The following is a 14,874-nucleotide window of genomic DNA, read 5'->3' on the forward strand; positions in this document are numbered from 1 at the left end:
CCGACCGGCTCAAGAATCGCCACGCACTCCACGTGATGCGTCATCGAAAAGAGGTCGTCCCGGACGAGTCACGAAGAACACCAGCTCAGGGACCGTTTTCCGGCTCATTGCTCCGCGTGCGTGCGCCGAGAGCGTCAAACGAGCGTCAAGACCACCAGTCCCCTCCTCCTCATCACTCGCGACCGGCATTCGGGACTTCAAGGACGGCTTCTTCCTGCACCACCAGGATGTGCCGCAGTCACCAGGGAAGCCGAGCCTTCGACGCATGCCGGAATCCGGTTGGGGTACCCGACTCGATTCGGGCTTGAACAGAGGAGGACCATGGACGACGTCGCCGCTCCCGGCAGGGACAGTGTTCCCCTGCCCGGCCATCAGGCGCGTTCTGGCGCCCTGCTCGACGGAACGCTGGAAAACCTGCGGGCGTCCGCTATCGCGGTCGATGACGACGGCCTCGTCGTCGCGGCCAACAGCGCGGCCCAAAGCCTGCTGGGCAGGGAAGCCTCAGAACTCGTCGGTCAGGACTTCCATGACCTGCTGCACCGGGACAGATACGGGCACTCAGTGCCGCGCACGCGCTGCCCGATGAGGAAGGCCATCCTCACGGGGGACACCAGACATGGCGACGCCGAGTGGTTCGCCTGCGGGGACGGTACTCTCGTCCAGTTGTCCTGGCTGGTCACGCCCTACTCACCCGGTCCGGGCGGGACAGGTGCGCTGGCGATGCTGTACGAGCCGAGGCCAGGGGACGTGCGCCACACCGACGGCGGGCACTCCGCGCCACTGACGGAACTGGACCGCCTGTCCCTGCTGGCGGAGACGACCACGCAGCTCACATCCACCCTGGACGCGGACGAGGCGCTGCACCGACTGGCGGCCCTGACCGTGCCCCGGCTCGCGGACTGGGCCGTGTTCGACCTGCTCACCGAACGTGACGAAGTACGACGCGTTCTCGTGATGGAACACAAGGACGGCATTCTCGTCGAGCGGGACGACCTGCAGGGCCCGATGCCTCCCGTGCCGGCAGAGTCACCGATGCCCCTGTCACGGGCCCTGCGCGGCGCCGCCTCCTCCCTCGCCGGGCCCGCCACCTACCAAGGTCCGCCCGACTCCGGCATAGCGGTCGAGCAGCAGCGCCTGTTCACCGCGACAGGTATGCACTCCGCCGTCATCGCACCCATTCGCGGACTGCGGGACGTACTCGGCGCCCTGACCCTGGGCCGCGCCCAGCGTCATGACGCCTTCACCCCTGCCGACCTGCCGCTGCTGGAGGACCTCACCCGCCGGGCGGGCCTGGCGCTGGACAACGCGCGCCTGTACCAGCGCCAGCGCAAAGTCGCCGAGACCATGCAACGCCACCTGCTGCCCCAGCTGCCCGTCCTGCCCGGGCTGGAGATGACCGCGCGCTACGTACCCGCTCCGGATGCCTCATCCGTGGGCGGTGACTGGTACGACGCCTTCGCTCTGGCCGCCCACGCCCACGCACTGGCCATCGGCGACGTCGTCGGACACGATCTCGACGCCGCAGCCGGCATGGCGCAGGTCCGCAACATGCTGCGCGCCTTCGCCTGGTCCCACCCCGAGGCCGCACCCAGCGCCGTCGTCACACGGCTCGACGATGCCGTGATGCACATAGCCGAGGTACCCATGGCCACCATGATCCTCGCCAGGCTCACCCTCGGGAGTGACACACTGTGGCGCGTACGCTGGACGAACGCCGGCCACCCGCCGCCCCTGCTCATCACCCACGACGGTCAGACCCGCTACCTCGACGAGGCTCACGGCATACTCCTCGGAACCGGAGTCACCAGACCTCGCCCCGACGCCGTCACCGTCCTGCCACCCCGGGCCACGCTCCTGCTCTACACCGACGGACTGGTCGAATCCCCGCACCACTCCATCGATCACGGGCTTGACCGGCTGCGCCGACACGCGGCCTCCCTCGCCCACCGCCCCCTCGACTCCTTCTGCGACTCGCTGCTGGACCAGGTCCGCCCCAGCGACAACGATGACGACGTCGCCATGATCGCGCTGCGCACACCCCCTCCCGCAGGACCCGCCTGACCCGCGCGTGAGGCAGATCGAGTGGGCGGAACAGGGGACCGTCGAAGCTCCGGAGCCGGTGGGCTGAGGCTTCGAATGCCCGCGAAGCGGTCAACCCGGTGCTCGACCACGGCTTCGTGGACGCCGTCCGGTCGGGGCAGGTCGAGCCGGTCTCCATCTCGATCAGCGTTCCGCGGGCGTAGCTGTACTCGGGGGTGCCCTCTTCCAGGACCGTCAGCTGTTCGAAGAAGAGCCGGGAGAGCTGGCGAGCGTCCTTGGGCGCCACCCGGGAGGGGTCGGCGACCTCCGGCAGCTCGCTCGTTCGTGCGTCCAGTGCCGCCGGAATCCTCATGACCGCCACGCTGTGCCCTCCCAAAGTTCGAGCCGACCGCTACCGCCTGCAAAACGGCCGACGGCGCAGCGCATCCCCCGTACTCCCGCACCTATACCTGTGCTGTGTTGAGCGGGCCCGCCACCCTGGTCGTGGTCAGCTGGGGAGGTAACAGCGAATAGTGGTGCCGTCGGGGCCGGTGTGGACGCGGACGAGGTCGGCGAGTTGGTGGACGAGCAGGAGTCCACGGCCGCCGGGCTGCGTGGGATTCGGCGGGCGGCGGCCGGCCAGGGGATCGGTCAGCTGTCCGCCGTCGTGGATCTCGCAGACGATCCGGTCGCTCTCGGCCCAGATCCGCAGTGTCCCCGAACCGGCGCCGTGGACGACGCTGTTGGTGGTCAGCTCCGCCACCGCGAGTTCCAGATCTCCCAGGCTCACGCCGGACACGCCCAGGGACCGCGCCTGGGACACGGCGAAGTCGCGGGTGTCGGGCAGTGTCCGGGCGGCGAACGGGCGGGCCACGGCTTCGAGGGGGGCGAGCAGTGGCTCGTTGTAGCGGGCGATGATCTGCTCGGGGCCATAAGCGGAGGATTGCCTCTGGCCATCGGCGTCGATGACGACCGGGTGGGTCGCCAGGGCGTCGCTGAGGGCCTGCTTGGCCAGCTGCCCGGCGTCGTAGGGGCACAGGATGGTCACCGCGCGCCCGGTGAAAGCGATGTTGATCAGCGCCTCGTGCTGGACGCACGCCGGGTACTCGACGGCGGAACGACCCTGCCAGATCGGCTCGCCGATGATGCGGACCCGGCGAGCGCTCGGCTGGGCGTCGGCGAACTTGCGCAGCACGCTGGGGATGATGCGGCCGGGGTTGCGGCCGGCCTGGGTCATGTCGATGAAGCGCACCTCCGCCGCTCGCTCACCCAGCCCCCCGCGGATCAGCTCCAGACGATCCGGCGGAGCGGCGACGGCTGCGGGCTCACCGGCGTCCAGCCCTTCCCGCAAAAAGGGAACCGTGCCCTCGATGTACTGGTCCGTGCCGCGGTAGAAGAGAGCCGGGTGAACGAACGGCTCGTGCGAGGTGGCTGTGCTCATCACGCAGCCACCTCGATCGCGGCGATACCGGGCCAGAAAAGCTCGAGGATGCGTGGCAACTGCGGCGGTGGGCGGTGAAGCACGATCCGCTGCCCCTCGGGGAGACGCTGGGCGGTGACCGCCAGGTCCGTCACACCGGCCACATCCACGAACCTCACCCGGGACAGATCCACGTGCAGCACATCCGCGCGACGCTCGACCAGCTGATTCAGCGCCTGCTGCCATACGGACCGTGTGTTCATGCTGATCTCCCCTATCGCCCCCACCCCCGAACTGTCAGGCAACGGATCGATCTGCAGTACCGCGCCACGTGGCGGCTCGGCGGGGGACCCGCCCACGCCAGGTACGACATCCACGCTCTTGCCCCCCCAGTTCCCCGGGCTCGGCCGCACAGCGGCTCTACCGATCACCTTGCACGATAGTCGGTCAGAAACCGCGGACGCCCGGTCCGGCCAAGCGAGGGAATCGGGCCGGGCCTGGCCTGCACGGGTCCCGGTGAGGCGAGCTGGTGGAGCTCATGCGACCGAGTAGGTGTCCTCCCGTAGTGGCGCCCATGCTGACTCACACCTAGGGGGGCGAGCTCAGGGAGCGAGGCTGAGTTCGGCCCAGAACGTTTTGCCCAGCGGGCCACCTACCTGACGCTCCGTCGGAAGCGGCGTCAAATGAGCGTCGGGACGGTTTCTCGTTATGCCCCACGGAGTGCGGGGAACGCGTGCATCATCTCCCGAGGCGCCCACGACGCCGTAGCCGAACCCACTCCCCTGAACCAGGACACGTTCCACGTCAAGCGCAGGTCAGTTGCCTTTTTCAACGGGCTCAGATCGGGTTTTGCGGCTGCACTGACCACCCTTGCGGACGTCTGGAGCGTCAAACGAGCGTCGTGACGACACGACGGTGATCACCTGAGTGACGTCCTCAGAAAAGCCTGCGCGGCTGGCGTCACGGTGTCGGTGGGCTCGGTCCAGGCAGACTGCTGGAGTGCCGCGGTGCCGGCCGGGAATGTGGTTGTTCGGGCTCGCCCAGCGCCCGTGATGTTCTGTCTTCATGGTCCAGTGGGAGATTCGACGTGATACTCGACGGCATACCGGCACCCCCTGCGCGCGACACCGCGCCTGACGCAGCAGCGCGCAAGCAGCGCCTACGCCGTCGCCTGGAGCGACTGATCGGCGTGGCCGCCACCGAAGGCAATGATCTGGTGCCCCTGCGCAACGGTGATGAGATCTTCCCCGCGATGCTCGGGGCGATCCGTTCGGCTCGGCACACCGTCGACATGATGACGTTCGTGTATTGGCGGGGCCAGATCGCCCACGACTTCGCCGTCACTTTGGCCGACCGCGCCCGCGCGGGGGTGCGCGTGCGACTGCTGCTCGACGGCTTCGGCGCCAAGGAGATCGAGCGGCGGCTGCTGGACCTCATGAGCGCCGCGGGCGTGCAGGTGGCCTGGTTCCGCAAACCCGTGTGGCTGTCACCGTTCAAACAGAACCACCGTTGCCACCGCAAGGCCCTCGTCGTCGACGAACACACCGCCTTCACCGGCGGCGTCGGCATCGCGGAGGAATGGAGCGGCAATGCCCGCAACCCTGCCGAGTGGCGCGACACCCACGTCCAGGTGCGCGGGCCGGCCGTGGACGGCATCGCCGCCGCGTTCGCGCAGAACTGGGCCGAGTGTCATGACGAACTCTTCGATGACCGCGACCGTTTCGCGGAACACCCGCAGGCCGGCTCGTCGGTGGTGCAGGTTGTGCGCGGCTCCGCAAGCATCGGCTGGCAGGACATGCAAACCCTCATCCGGGTCATGCTCACCTCCGCCGAGGAACGCTTCCGGCTGGCCACCGCCTACTTCGCCCCTGACGCCTACTTCATCGACCTGCTGTGCCAGACCGCACGTCGTGGCGTGCATGTCGAGATCCTGCTGCCCGGCCCCCACACCGACCAGCGGGCCTGCCAGCTCGCCGGGCAACACCACTACACTCGTCTGCTGCAGGCCGGCGTGCACATCCGCCAGTACCAGCCGACCATGATGCACGCCAAGATCATCACGGTGGACTCGGTCGCCTCTCTCATCGGATCCACCAATTTCAACCGCCGGTCCATGGACCACGACGAAGAAGTGATGCTCGCCGTCCTGGACGAGGAGTTCACCGCTTCCCTCGACCGCGACTACGAGGCGGACCTGCGCCACAGCGTGGGCATCGAGCTCACTCGATGGAGACGACGGGCAGTGCTGCAACGCGCCAGGGAAGCCGCCGTCACCCCGATCCGGCGCTTCCTGTGAGCCGACCGGCACCCTGGCACAATGGCGAACCGCAGGATCCGCGCGAGCCAGCCAGCGCCGCAAGCGTGAAGCGTAGGCACGCCGTACCCGCGGTCCCACAGACCGATCGTCCTCCCGGCGGCACGCGAAAGCCGCTCACCGGGGCGGTTCCAGGGCCGGTCTGCTGGGCCGCTCGGCCACAGGTAGGCGCCCCCCTGGCGACCCTGCCGCAGAACGAGACGTAGCGCACTGCGAGTTGCCGCATCTGGCCGCTGAGAACCGGAAACGGCTTCGGTCACCGGTGGACACGCTGCCGCGACGACCCGCCGCATGGTCGTCCGCGACCTTGCTCACCGCCGTCCATGCCCAGGTCTGTCAGGTCAAGCCGACCCGTACGGGCGGCGTTGAGTGCGGGGCGCGTACAAGAAGCCGGCCTCGTGGTACAGGAGTCCGGGAGGAGAAGGCCCCCCCGGCCCCCGCCCGGCTCTGAGCCGCTCTCCGCATCCAGGTATCGAGCCACTGTTACGTGTCCCCAGGGTCAGGCTTCGAACGGAAGCCGACGCTGAAAGGCAACGGGAGGTCCGTACGGACGTGGTCGGGGCTGCGACGGATCACCTCGGCCGTGGTCGCTTTCTACCTGGCCACATCGGTAGCCGCGTCCCGGTCGCCGGCCACTGCGTCCGGGAGTCGCGCCGCGGGACCTCCGCACGCCGCCGCAGCCCGGCTGGGCGCACGGCCGCCGATAAGGCCGGGGCGGGGACACGGCAGGAGGTCGCGCGGGTTCCATCGCGCGTGCGTGTCCCGCCCTCGACGGCAACACGCCTACCCTGCTTCCGTTTGGGACACCTATAGGCTGTATGGCCTCTTACATACCAGGTCGCCTCACGGCCGGCATGCGCACGGGGCCCGGCCGTCATATCGGCCGGACCCCGTGATGAAGGCGCGCTGCGGGTCAGATCACCATCGGTACCAACGACCTCGGCCGCCACCGGCGGTGGTGGAGCGCATGACGAAGCCGAGAAGCCACAGCACCAGGACGAAGACGGCGACCCACCAGAGGATCTTGATGGCGAAGCCGGCACCGAAGAGGAGCAGTGCAAGAAGCAGAACAAGCAGCAGGGGAACCATGTTTATCAACCTCCTGCACAATCGCCTGCCCTGCAATTCCGTCACCATTCACCGACTACGCTTTGTTTGTGAAAGAAACGCCGGGGCAAAAGCGGGTTACCGCGACAGCGGCACACGAGCTATAGGAGGGACTCTTCCATGACTGCCGGCGAGAAGGCCAAGGCAAAGGGCGAGCAGGCCGAGGGCAAGGCCAAGGAAGCCGTGGGAAGCGCCATCGGAAACGACCGCATGGCCGCTGAGGGGCAGGCTGAGAAGAGCACGGGCGATGCCCGTGAGGCCAAGGAAAAGGCGAAGGACGCGTTCAAGCACTAAACCTGCATTCTCCACCGGGAATTCGAAGGGGGCCTGCCCGGCGTCACTCCGGCAAGGCCCCTTTCGACGGATCGCCGAGGGCCGAACACGCAGGCGCTGAGTCTCGCCTCAACTGCTCATCGGCCTTCTCGCCCGCCACCGTGCCGACGATTTCCCGTCCATGGCCGTCGCCCAGGTCGCCACCAGGCCCGCACCCGCGGGTCCCGGGCGGATACGGGAACGTGCCGACAGCTCTGTTCACCACACGGTGACTGAGAGAGGCAGGGGACCGTGGCCCCCTGTGACCGTCCGCCGGCCAGAGCGGCTGCTCGAAAGGCGTGTCGGGCATGCGTACAGTGAGGGCCAGAGTATCTCGGGCAGGAGGCACTTGGTGCGGTATGCGACACACGCGGCCGGGTGGTGTCGCACCGTAGTGCTGGATGAGACGGTCCGAGGACGGGGGGGTGAGAACGTCCGCATCATGGATGATGCAGACGGTCGAACGGCTCGGTGGTGGGCGGCGCTGCGCCGCACTCCGGTGGCCGTCTGGAACGACGACGTCACGGACTGGGCCGCTGCGCTGACCTATTACGCCGTCCTGGCCCTGTTCCCCTTGCTGCTGGTGATCCTCTCGATCCTGGGTCTGACCATGCCCACGGCCAGGCCGGAGGTCATCGACCGCATGTCGCAGGCCGCTCCGGTCGCGTCCCGCGCTCTGCTGCGCAGCACCCTGCTGCAGATGGCCGGACAGTCCTCGGCGGCATGGACGTTGATCATCCTCGGAGGGGCGGGAGCCCTCTGGTCGGGGTCCAGCTATCTGAGCGTCTTCCGCCGGGCGTTGCACGCCATGCATCGAACCAGCGCGCACCGGCCGGTCTGGCGCACTGCTCCGCGTATCATCGCCACGGCCCTCGTCCTGATCTCCCTGCTTCTCACGTCGACCCTCGCGCTGTCTCTCACTGGCAGCCTGGCCCGGCGTCTGGGCCGGGTGCTGTCTCTGGGCACCTGGCCCCAGGCCGCCTGGGACACACTGCGGTGGCCGGTCGTGGCCGCCGTCGCCGTCGCCCTGGTACTCGTCCTGTACCGTTCGGGCCCGGCGCCCTCCCGCCCTGTCGGGAAGATGGCGCCCGGCGGCACTTTGGCGGTAGTGCTTCTGTTGGGGGTCTCACTCGGATTCGCCGTCTACACCTCCCATGTCAGCACCTATCACCGTCTGTACGGTTCACTGGCAGGCGTCGTGGTCTTCCTGGTCTGGCTATGGCTGTCCAACCTGTCCCTGCTGGTCGGCGCTCAGTTCAACGCAGAGCTGGCGAAGCCCGTGCACGGGGAATGAACCGGTCTTCCAGTACCTGCGGCGGGACCGCCCGCAGCCTTCCCTTCGGCCGGTTCGCTCAGTACAGCACGCACGCGCCGACACCGCACGAACCGTGAGCAGACCGCTCGGTTGACCTGTGGCGGTGTCTGCCCGCCGGCCGCGTGGGCGGTCGCGGCCTCCGGCCTCGCGCGGTGCGCCGCGTCTCGGGGTGGGAACGGTGCTCGGAGCGCCGTATCTGTCGTCGGCCCGACCCGATCGCGGCGAGCGTGGAAGCGGACCGCACCACGCAGCCGCGGGGCCCCGCCCGATCGGCAGGACCTCGCGGCTGCCGTCCGGCTGCCGGGCCCCCGAACGTCAGACGGTGCTGAGCGTGCCTTCGCACGTCAGACGGTGCTGAGCATGCCTTCACGCAGGCGTGCCAGAAGACGGGAGATCAGCCGGGAGACGTGCATCTGGGAGACACCGAGACGTTCACCGATCTGGGCCTGGGTGAGTTCCTCCACGAACCGCCAGTGGATGATCTTGCGGTCGCGTTCGTCGAGTTCGGCGATCATCGGGGCAAGGGCGTGGAAGTCCTCGATCAGGCCGAGGGCGGCGTCCTCGTCGCCGATGAAGTCCGCCAGCGCGGCCTCGCCGTCCTCGCTGCCGTTGATCGCCGCGTCCAGGGAGGCGGACTTGTAGCCGTTGGAGGCCAGTTGGGCCTCGACGACCTCGTCCTCCGGAAGGCTCATCAGCTCGGAAAGCTCTTTGGTGGTCGGTGTCCGTCCCAGTCGGCTGCGCAGTTCCTCGTTGGCGCGGGCGAGTTGGACGCGGGCTTCCTGGAGCCGGCGCGGGACATGTACGGCCCACGAGGTGTCGCGGAAGAACCGCTTGATCTCGCCGACGATGTACGGCACGGCGAAGGAGGTGAACTCGACCTCGCGGGTCAGCTCGAAGCGGTCGATCGCCTTGATCAGGCCGATCATGCCGACCTGGACGATGTCCTCCATCTCCTCCGGCCCGCGGCTGCGGAACCGGCCGGCCGCGAACCGGACCAGCGACATGTTCATCTCGATCAGCGTGTTGCGCGCGTACTGATACTCGGGCGTTCCCTCCTCCAGGACGGCCAGCCGGTCGAAGAACGGCTTCGACAGCTCCCGCGCGTCCTTCGGCGCGACCTTGGAAGGGTCCGTGATCTCCGGCACATCCACCGTCTGCTCGGCGGTCAGCACGGTCGTCGTCGGCATCATGGCGCCCTCCCAGTCGATCAGCCTCGTCCGCGCCGGTCCATCGTCCGGCAGGCACGCGCCTACCCCGTCCGCCGATCGGCATTCCTCGAACTGTTGTCAGTCCCCACCGGACTCTCCATGGCTGCGTACGATCTCCTTCACCTTGGCGACCGCGAAACCCCAGCCCTGCTCGACGGTCGGCTTGGCCGGGACGGCGATCTCGTCGGGGTTGGTGAGGACGTCCAGCAGGACCGGGCCCGGACTGCCCAAGGCGCGTCGCACGGCGCCCTCCACGTCGGCCGGGTCGGTCACACGGATGCCAGTGATGCCCATGGCTTCGGCTACGGCGGCGAAGTCGGGGTTGTCGAGCACGGTGCCGAACTCGGGCAGGCCGGACTGCTCCTGCTCGAGTTTCACCATGCCCAGCCGGCGGTTGTCGAAGACGACGAGCTTGACGGGAAGGCGGTACGTCTTCAGGGTCATGAGGTCGCCGAGGAGCATGCTCAGTCCGCCGTCGCCGCAGAAGGCCACCACCTGGCGCTCGCGGTCCAGGCACTGGGCGCCCAGGGCCTGGGGCATGGCGTTGGCCATCGAGCCGAGGTTGTAGGAGCCGATGAGGCGCCGCTCGCCGCGCATCTCGACGAAGCGCGAGAGCCACACGGTGGCCATGCCCGTGTCAGAGGTGAAGACGGCGTCATCGGCCGCGATCCGGTCGACGGCCGCGGCCAGCGCCTCAGGGCGGATGTCCTGGGCGCGGTTGTCCAGCGCGGAGCGGACCCGGCCCACCACGCCCTTGTCGTGCGACGGATCGGCGAGCCGGGCCTGACCGGTGCGCCACTGGTCGAAGCGTTCACGCGCCTTCTCCAGGTGCGAGCGGTCACGTGCGCCTTCGAACCCGGCGGGCGCGGCGGCGAGGTCGCCCAGGAGGTCGCGTACGGTGGCGCCGGTGTCTCCCACGAGCCCGACGTCGACCGGTACCCGGCGTCCGATATGGGTGGCCTCGGTGTCCACCTGGATCACGGTCCGGCCCTCGGGATACCAGTCCCGGTAGGGGAAGTCCGTGCCGAGCAGCAGCAGGGTGTCCGCGTCCTGGAGGGCAGCAGCGGCGGCGGGGTTGCCGATCAGCCCCGTCTGGCCGACCTGGAAGGGGTTGTCGTCGCCTTCGAAGCCCGCCTTGGCCTTCAGGGTGAGCACCATCGGTGCGGCCAGGCGGTCGGCGAGGGTGAGGACGTCCTCGCGAGCGGCGCGGGCGCCCTCACCGACGAGCAGGGTCACCCGTTCGGAGCGGTCGAGGAGTTCCGCGGCACGGTGGACGGCCGACCCGTCCGGCCGGCTCACCGGGGCGTTCAGGGAGAACCGGGCCGGCCGGCCGGCGGTCAGTTCCCGCTCGCCCAGGTCACCCGGCACCGTGAGAACGGCGACGCCCCTGCGGCCCAGTGCGTGACGCACCGCCGTCTCCAGCATCTGCGGAAGCTGGTCGGGAGAGGTGATGGTCGCGCGGAACACGGCCACATCCCTGAAGAGGGCGTCGTTGTCCACCTCCTGGAAGTAGTCGCTGCCGAGTTCGGCGAGCGGCACCTGGCCGGCGATGGCCAGGACCGGGGCGTGGCTCTTGGCCGCGTCGTACAGCCCGTTGAGGAGGTGGACGGAACCGGGTCCGACCGTGCCCATGCACACGCCGAGGGTGCCGGTGAGCTGCGACTGGGCGCTCGCGGCGAAAGCCGCCGCCTCCTCGTGCCGGCAGCCCACCCATTCCAGGCCCTCGGTGGTGCGGATGGCGTCGGTCAGGGGATTGAGCGCGTCTCCCACGACGCCGAACACCTGGCGCACGCCGAGTTCGCTCAACGCGTCCACGATGACGCGGGCAACAGTACGGGGCACGTAGTCCTCCAGGTCACACGGTGAAACGGTCGGGGTCGGCGGCCTGCCAGTCGGCCGCCCAGGAGGCGGGCGGCTCGGCGAGCAGCTGCCCTGGCGCGAGCCACTCGTACAGCTCCTCGAAGGAGCGCTCGGTGCAGGGGTCGACGCGCCGGCGGAGCATGTGCGGACGCAGTTCCGCGGGGTCGGTGACACCCATGGACGCCATGATCTGCAACGCGCTGGCCACGGTCGCTTGCTGGAAGCGCTGGACGCGCGTCGTCTTGTCGCCTACGTCGAGGGCGCGAGCACGCCGTGGGTCCTGGGTCGTGACACCCGTGGGGCAGGTGTTGGTATGGCACCTCTGCGCTTGGATGCACCCGACGGCGAACATCATCGCCCGCGCAGCGTTGCCGTAGTCGGCGCCCTGCACCATTCGTTTGACCAGGTCAGTACCGGTGGCGATCTTGCCGCTCGCCCCGATCTTGATCCGATCGCGCAGACCCACGCCCACGAGGGCGTTGTGAACGGTGTGCAAGCCCTCGGTGAGCGGGGTGCCCACATGGTCCGCGAACTCCAGCGGCGCCGCACCGGTCCCGCCCTCGGCCCCGTCCACCACGATGAAATCAGGCGCAGTGCCCTCCTCCAACATGGCCTTGCACACGGCCAGGAACTGCCGGCGGGAGCCCACACACAGCTTGAACCCGGCAGGCTTGCCACCGGACAACTCGCGCATGCGAGCAACGAAGCGCACGAGTTCGCACGGGGTGGAGAACACCCGGTGGTACGGCGGGGAGACGACCGTCCGCCCCTCGGGCACGTCGCGGACCCGGGCGATCTCGGCGTTCACCTTGGCTCCCGGCAGAACACCGCCGATGCCGGGCTTCGCGCCCTGCGACAGTTTCAGGGACACACACCGGACGTGATCGTGTGCGGCCTTGTCGGTGAACTCGGCCGCGTCGAAATCGCCTTCCTCGGTACGACAGCCGAAGTACCCTGTGCCGATCTCCCAAACGAGGTCGCCTCCCGGACGGAGGTGATACTCGGACAGCCCGCCCTCACCGGTGTCCTGGGCGAAACCCCCGGCCGCGGCACCCCCGTTGAGCGCGAGGACCGCGTTGGCGGAGAGCGAGCCGAAGCTCATCGCCGAGACGTTCAGCAGTGCCATGTCGTACGGACGGCTGCAGTCCGGTCCGCCGATCCTCACGCGCGGCGGGTCCTTCGGCACCGGGCACGGCGCCATCGACGGGACCAGGAACTCGTAACCGGGCTGGTACACGTCCCGCTCGGTGCCGTACGGCTCCTCCGCGGCGGTGCCCTTGGCGCGCTCGTAGACGATGCTGCGCACATCCCGGTCGAAGGGGCGCCCGTCGTAGTTCCGTTCGATGAAGTACTGCTGCAGCTCCGGGCGTACGCGCTCCAGGAGGTAGCGGGCATGGCCGAGGACGGGATAGTTGCGCAGCACCGAGTGCCGCCGCTGCACCAGGTCCCAGGCGCCCAGCACCCCCGTGAACATGAGCGGGGCGGCCGCGAACCACCAGTAGGGCGAGATCCCGAGCGCCGCGGCCAAAGCCCCGAGAGCGGCCACCAGAGTCAGGAGGACGATTCCAACGCGTGTCACTCCTGGCGTGTTGCCCGGTTATCGATCGCCATGCGCGACAGCCGGGCACTGGACGCTCCCAGTCGCCGTGGCCGCCGGACGGGCCGCGAGCCCCCGGCCACGCTCGTCAGGGTGGTGGACCGCATGGGGCTTCTCCAACGCCCTCGCCCTCAGCGCCGCGTCCACACGGGAACACGCCATCAGCCCCAGCCCGTACCGCATGGGCAAGACCCGGGCGGCAACCCGACCTCCGACTCGGCGCGGAGATGGGACCGAACCGAGGCTTCGACGGTCGTCGGGCCGGCAACCCGGCTGGCCTACAGCAGGACAGCAGCACTGAGATGTCCACCGCGAGAGAACCGTCCGCTCGACCCACTGCAGACAGCAAAACAGGTCGAGCGAACCACCTGGGCCGCAAACCCGCAGATCAGGAGCCCTTCGCAGCGGGCTCAAGAATCGCCACGCACTCCACATGATGCGTCATCGGAAACAGGTCGAACGCCCGCAGCGTCCGCACCCGGTAACCCCCGTCCCGGAAGTACGCCAGGTCGCGGGCGAGTGCCGCCGGGTCGCAGGCCACGTACGCGATCCTGCGGGCGCCCAGTGACGACAGGTGCTCCACCGTCCTGCGGCCCGCGCCCGCGCGGGGCGGGTCGAGGACGATGAGGTCGACCTCGGTGATGCCCGTGCGCGGGAGGACGGACTCGACCTTGCCCTGTTCGACGCGGACGCGCGGGAAGTCCGCGAGGTTGTGGCGGGCGTCCTCGACCGCGCGCTTGCCGGACTCGATGCCGAGGACCGCGCCCTTCTCGCCGAGGCGGTCGGCGAGGGCGCCGGCGAAGAGGCCGACGCCGCAGTAGAGGTCCAGCGCCATCTCGCCCTTGCGCGGGAGGAGGCCCTGCATGACCGCCGTGACCAGGGTGTCCGCGGCCTTCGGGTGGACCTGCCAGAAGCCGCCGCTGCCGACCCGGTGGGTGCGGCCGTCGGCGCGTTCGCGGACGAAGGCGCGGCCGTGGACGCGGTGGATGCCGCCGTCGTGCTCGTCGACCCGCATGACCGAGACGGGCCGGTCGAGTTCGACGAGGGGCAGACGGGCGCCCGGGCGCGGCTCCAGGATGACCATGCGGTCCTGGGAGCCCGTCGCGGCGATCGCGTCGATCGAGACCATGCCCGACCAGTCGCGCTCCTCGATGCCCAGCTCGCTGACGCCCGGCGCCGCGATCATGCAGTGCTCGATCGGCTCCACCTCGTGCGAGCGGTGCCGGCGCAGTCCCGCGTTGCCGTCGGCGTCGACGGCGTACTGCACCCGGGTCCGCCACTGCGGCACCTCGCCCGCGGGGAGCTTGTCGCCCTCGGCGGGCATGACCGTGCCGTCCCAGCCGACGTCCTCGGGGGTGAGGCCGGCCAGCCGCCGCAGCTGCTCGGCGATCACCTCGCCCTTGAGCCGGCGCTGGGCGCCCGGCTTGGCGTGCTGCCAGTCGCAGCCGCCGCAGCGGCCGGGGCCGGCGTAGGGGCAGGGGGCCTCGACGCGGTCCTTGGAGGCGTCCACGATGTCGACCGCGTCGGCGCGCAGGAAGCGGGCCCCCTCCTCGCCCTCGGTCACCTTGGCCACGACCCGCTCGCCGGGCAGCGCGTGCCGGACGAACAGCACCTGGCCCTCGGCGGTCCTGGCGATGCAGTGCCCGCCGTGCGCGACCGGGCCGACCTCGACCTCGTACTCCGTCCCCACCAGCGATTTCTTCGGTTCTGCCTGCATGGCGG

The 14,874-nt window shown here is 69.4% G+C and carries 11 protein-coding genes and 1 pseudogene; 4 read left to right on the forward strand and 8 right to left on the reverse strand.

The window, feature by feature from the left end; translation table 11 throughout:
• Positions 1–321: 321 nt before the first annotated feature.
• Positions 322–2,061 carry a PP2C family protein-serine/threonine phosphatase gene (locus tag ACZ4UV_RS42005; protein ID WP_451021628.1) on the forward strand — a complete coding sequence of 580 codons (1,740 nt, stop codon included), beginning with the start codon at positions 322–324 and terminating at the stop codon, positions 2,059–2,061.
• A gap of 154 nt (positions 2,062–2,215) precedes the next feature.
• Here the strand turns inward: ACZ4UV_RS42005 and ACZ4UV_RS42010 are convergent.
• The 3 genes and pseudogenes from ACZ4UV_RS42010 to ACZ4UV_RS42020 all read right to left on the reverse strand — a co-directional run.
• Positions 2,216–2,392: pseudogene (locus ACZ4UV_RS42010) on the reverse strand (RNA polymerase sigma factor SigF); the annotation flags it as partial.
• A gap of 135 nt (positions 2,393–2,527) precedes the next feature.
• A complete protein-coding gene (locus ACZ4UV_RS42015) occupies positions 2,528–3,460 on the reverse strand; it encodes an anti-sigma factor RsbA family regulatory protein (RefSeq protein ID WP_451021627.1) in 933 nt (310 codons plus the stop codon).
• Positions 3,460–3,702 (reverse strand): STAS domain-containing protein, encoded by a 243-nt coding sequence (locus ACZ4UV_RS42020; protein WP_451021626.1) that lies wholly within the window; start codon positions 3,700–3,702, stop codon positions 3,460–3,462. Before ACZ4UV_RS42020 ends, ACZ4UV_RS42015 begins: the two co-directional genes overlap by 1 nt.
• Before the next feature lie 824 nt (positions 3,703–4,526).
• Here ACZ4UV_RS42020 and ACZ4UV_RS42025 point away from each other — a divergent pair.
• Complete coding sequence (locus ACZ4UV_RS42025; protein ID WP_451021625.1) at positions 4,527–5,735, forward strand: phospholipase D-like domain-containing protein; 1,209 nt, start codon at positions 4,527–4,529, stop codon at positions 5,733–5,735.
• 936 nt (positions 5,736–6,671) lie between these two features.
• On the opposite strand, the gene ACZ4UV_RS42030 is transcribed toward ACZ4UV_RS42025, so the two are convergent.
• The gene (locus ACZ4UV_RS42030) at positions 6,672–6,842 is read right to left on the reverse strand and encodes a hydrophobic protein (RefSeq protein WP_451021624.1); all 171 of its coding nucleotides are present in this window, start codon (positions 6,840–6,842) and stop codon (positions 6,672–6,674) included.
• A gap of 138 nt (positions 6,843–6,980) precedes the next feature.
• Here ACZ4UV_RS42030 and ACZ4UV_RS42035 point away from each other — a divergent pair, with 138 nt between their 5' ends.
• Complete coding sequence (locus ACZ4UV_RS42035; RefSeq protein WP_451021623.1) at positions 6,981–7,154, forward strand: CsbD family protein; 174 nt, start codon at positions 6,981–6,983, stop codon at positions 7,152–7,154.
• Between the two features lie 460 nt (positions 7,155–7,614).
• Entirely contained in the window at positions 7,615–8,466 is an 852-nt protein-coding gene (locus ACZ4UV_RS42040) for a YihY/virulence factor BrkB family protein (RefSeq protein WP_467845385.1), read from the forward strand.
• 365 nt (positions 8,467–8,831) lie between these two features.
• Here ACZ4UV_RS42040 and ACZ4UV_RS42045 read toward each other — a convergent pair whose 3' ends face one another.
• The 4 genes from ACZ4UV_RS42045 to ACZ4UV_RS42060 form a co-directional block, all read right to left on the reverse strand.
• Entirely contained in the window at positions 8,832–9,677 is an 846-nt protein-coding gene (locus ACZ4UV_RS42045; protein WP_451021721.1) for an RNA polymerase sigma factor SigF, read from the reverse strand.
• Between the two features lie 96 nt (positions 9,678–9,773).
• Positions 9,774–11,537: a thiamine pyrophosphate-dependent enzyme gene (locus tag ACZ4UV_RS42050; protein ID WP_451021720.1), complete on the reverse strand. Its 1,764-nt coding sequence runs from the start codon at positions 11,535–11,537 to the stop codon at positions 9,774–9,776.
• Positions 11,538–11,550: 13 nt separating this feature from the next.
• Entirely contained in the window at positions 11,551–13,134 is a 1,584-nt protein-coding gene (locus ACZ4UV_RS42055; protein ID WP_467845390.1) for an FMN-binding glutamate synthase family protein, read from the reverse strand.
• 406 nt (positions 13,135–13,540) lie between these two features.
• Positions 13,541–14,869 carry a class I SAM-dependent RNA methyltransferase gene (locus ACZ4UV_RS42060; protein WP_451021718.1) on the reverse strand — a complete coding sequence of 443 codons (1,329 nt, stop codon included), beginning with the start codon at positions 14,867–14,869 and terminating at the stop codon, positions 13,541–13,543.
• Positions 14,870–14,874 lie beyond the last annotated feature (5 nt).

The sequence above is a fragment of the Streptomyces sp. NPDC028289 genome (genome assembly GCF_055565975.1).

What these genes read in the sequence shown, in the direction of transcription:
- ACZ4UV_RS42035 (WP_451021623.1), top strand. Translation starts at nt 6,981, where the DNA reads ATGACTGCCGGCGAGAAGGCCAAGGCAAAGGGCGAGCAGGCCGAGGGC.
- ACZ4UV_RS42040 (WP_467845385.1), top strand. Translation starts at nt 7,615, where the DNA reads ATGGATGATGCAGACGGTCGAACGGCTCGGTGGTGGGCGGCGCTGCGC.
- ACZ4UV_RS42030 (WP_451021624.1), bottom strand. Translation starts at nt 6,842, where the DNA reads ATGGTTCCCCTGCTGCTTGTTCTGCTTCTTGCACTGCTCCTCTTCGGT.
- ACZ4UV_RS42020 (WP_451021626.1), bottom strand. Translation starts at nt 3,702, where the DNA reads ATGAACACACGGTCCGTATGGCAGCAGGCGCTGAATCAGCTGGTCGAG.
- ACZ4UV_RS42060 (WP_451021718.1), bottom strand. Translation starts at nt 14,869, where the DNA reads ATGCAGGCAGAACCGAAGAAATCGCTGGTGGGGACGGAGTACGAGGTC.
- ACZ4UV_RS42045 (WP_451021721.1), bottom strand. Translation starts at nt 9,677, where the DNA reads ATGATGCCGACGACGACCGTGCTGACCGCCGAGCAGACGGTGGATGTG.
- ACZ4UV_RS42005 (WP_451021628.1), top strand. Translation starts at nt 322, where the DNA reads ATGGACGACGTCGCCGCTCCCGGCAGGGACAGTGTTCCCCTGCCCGGC.
- ACZ4UV_RS42015 (WP_451021627.1), bottom strand. Translation starts at nt 3,460, where the DNA reads ATGAGCACAGCCACCTCGCACGAGCCGTTCGTTCACCCGGCTCTCTTC.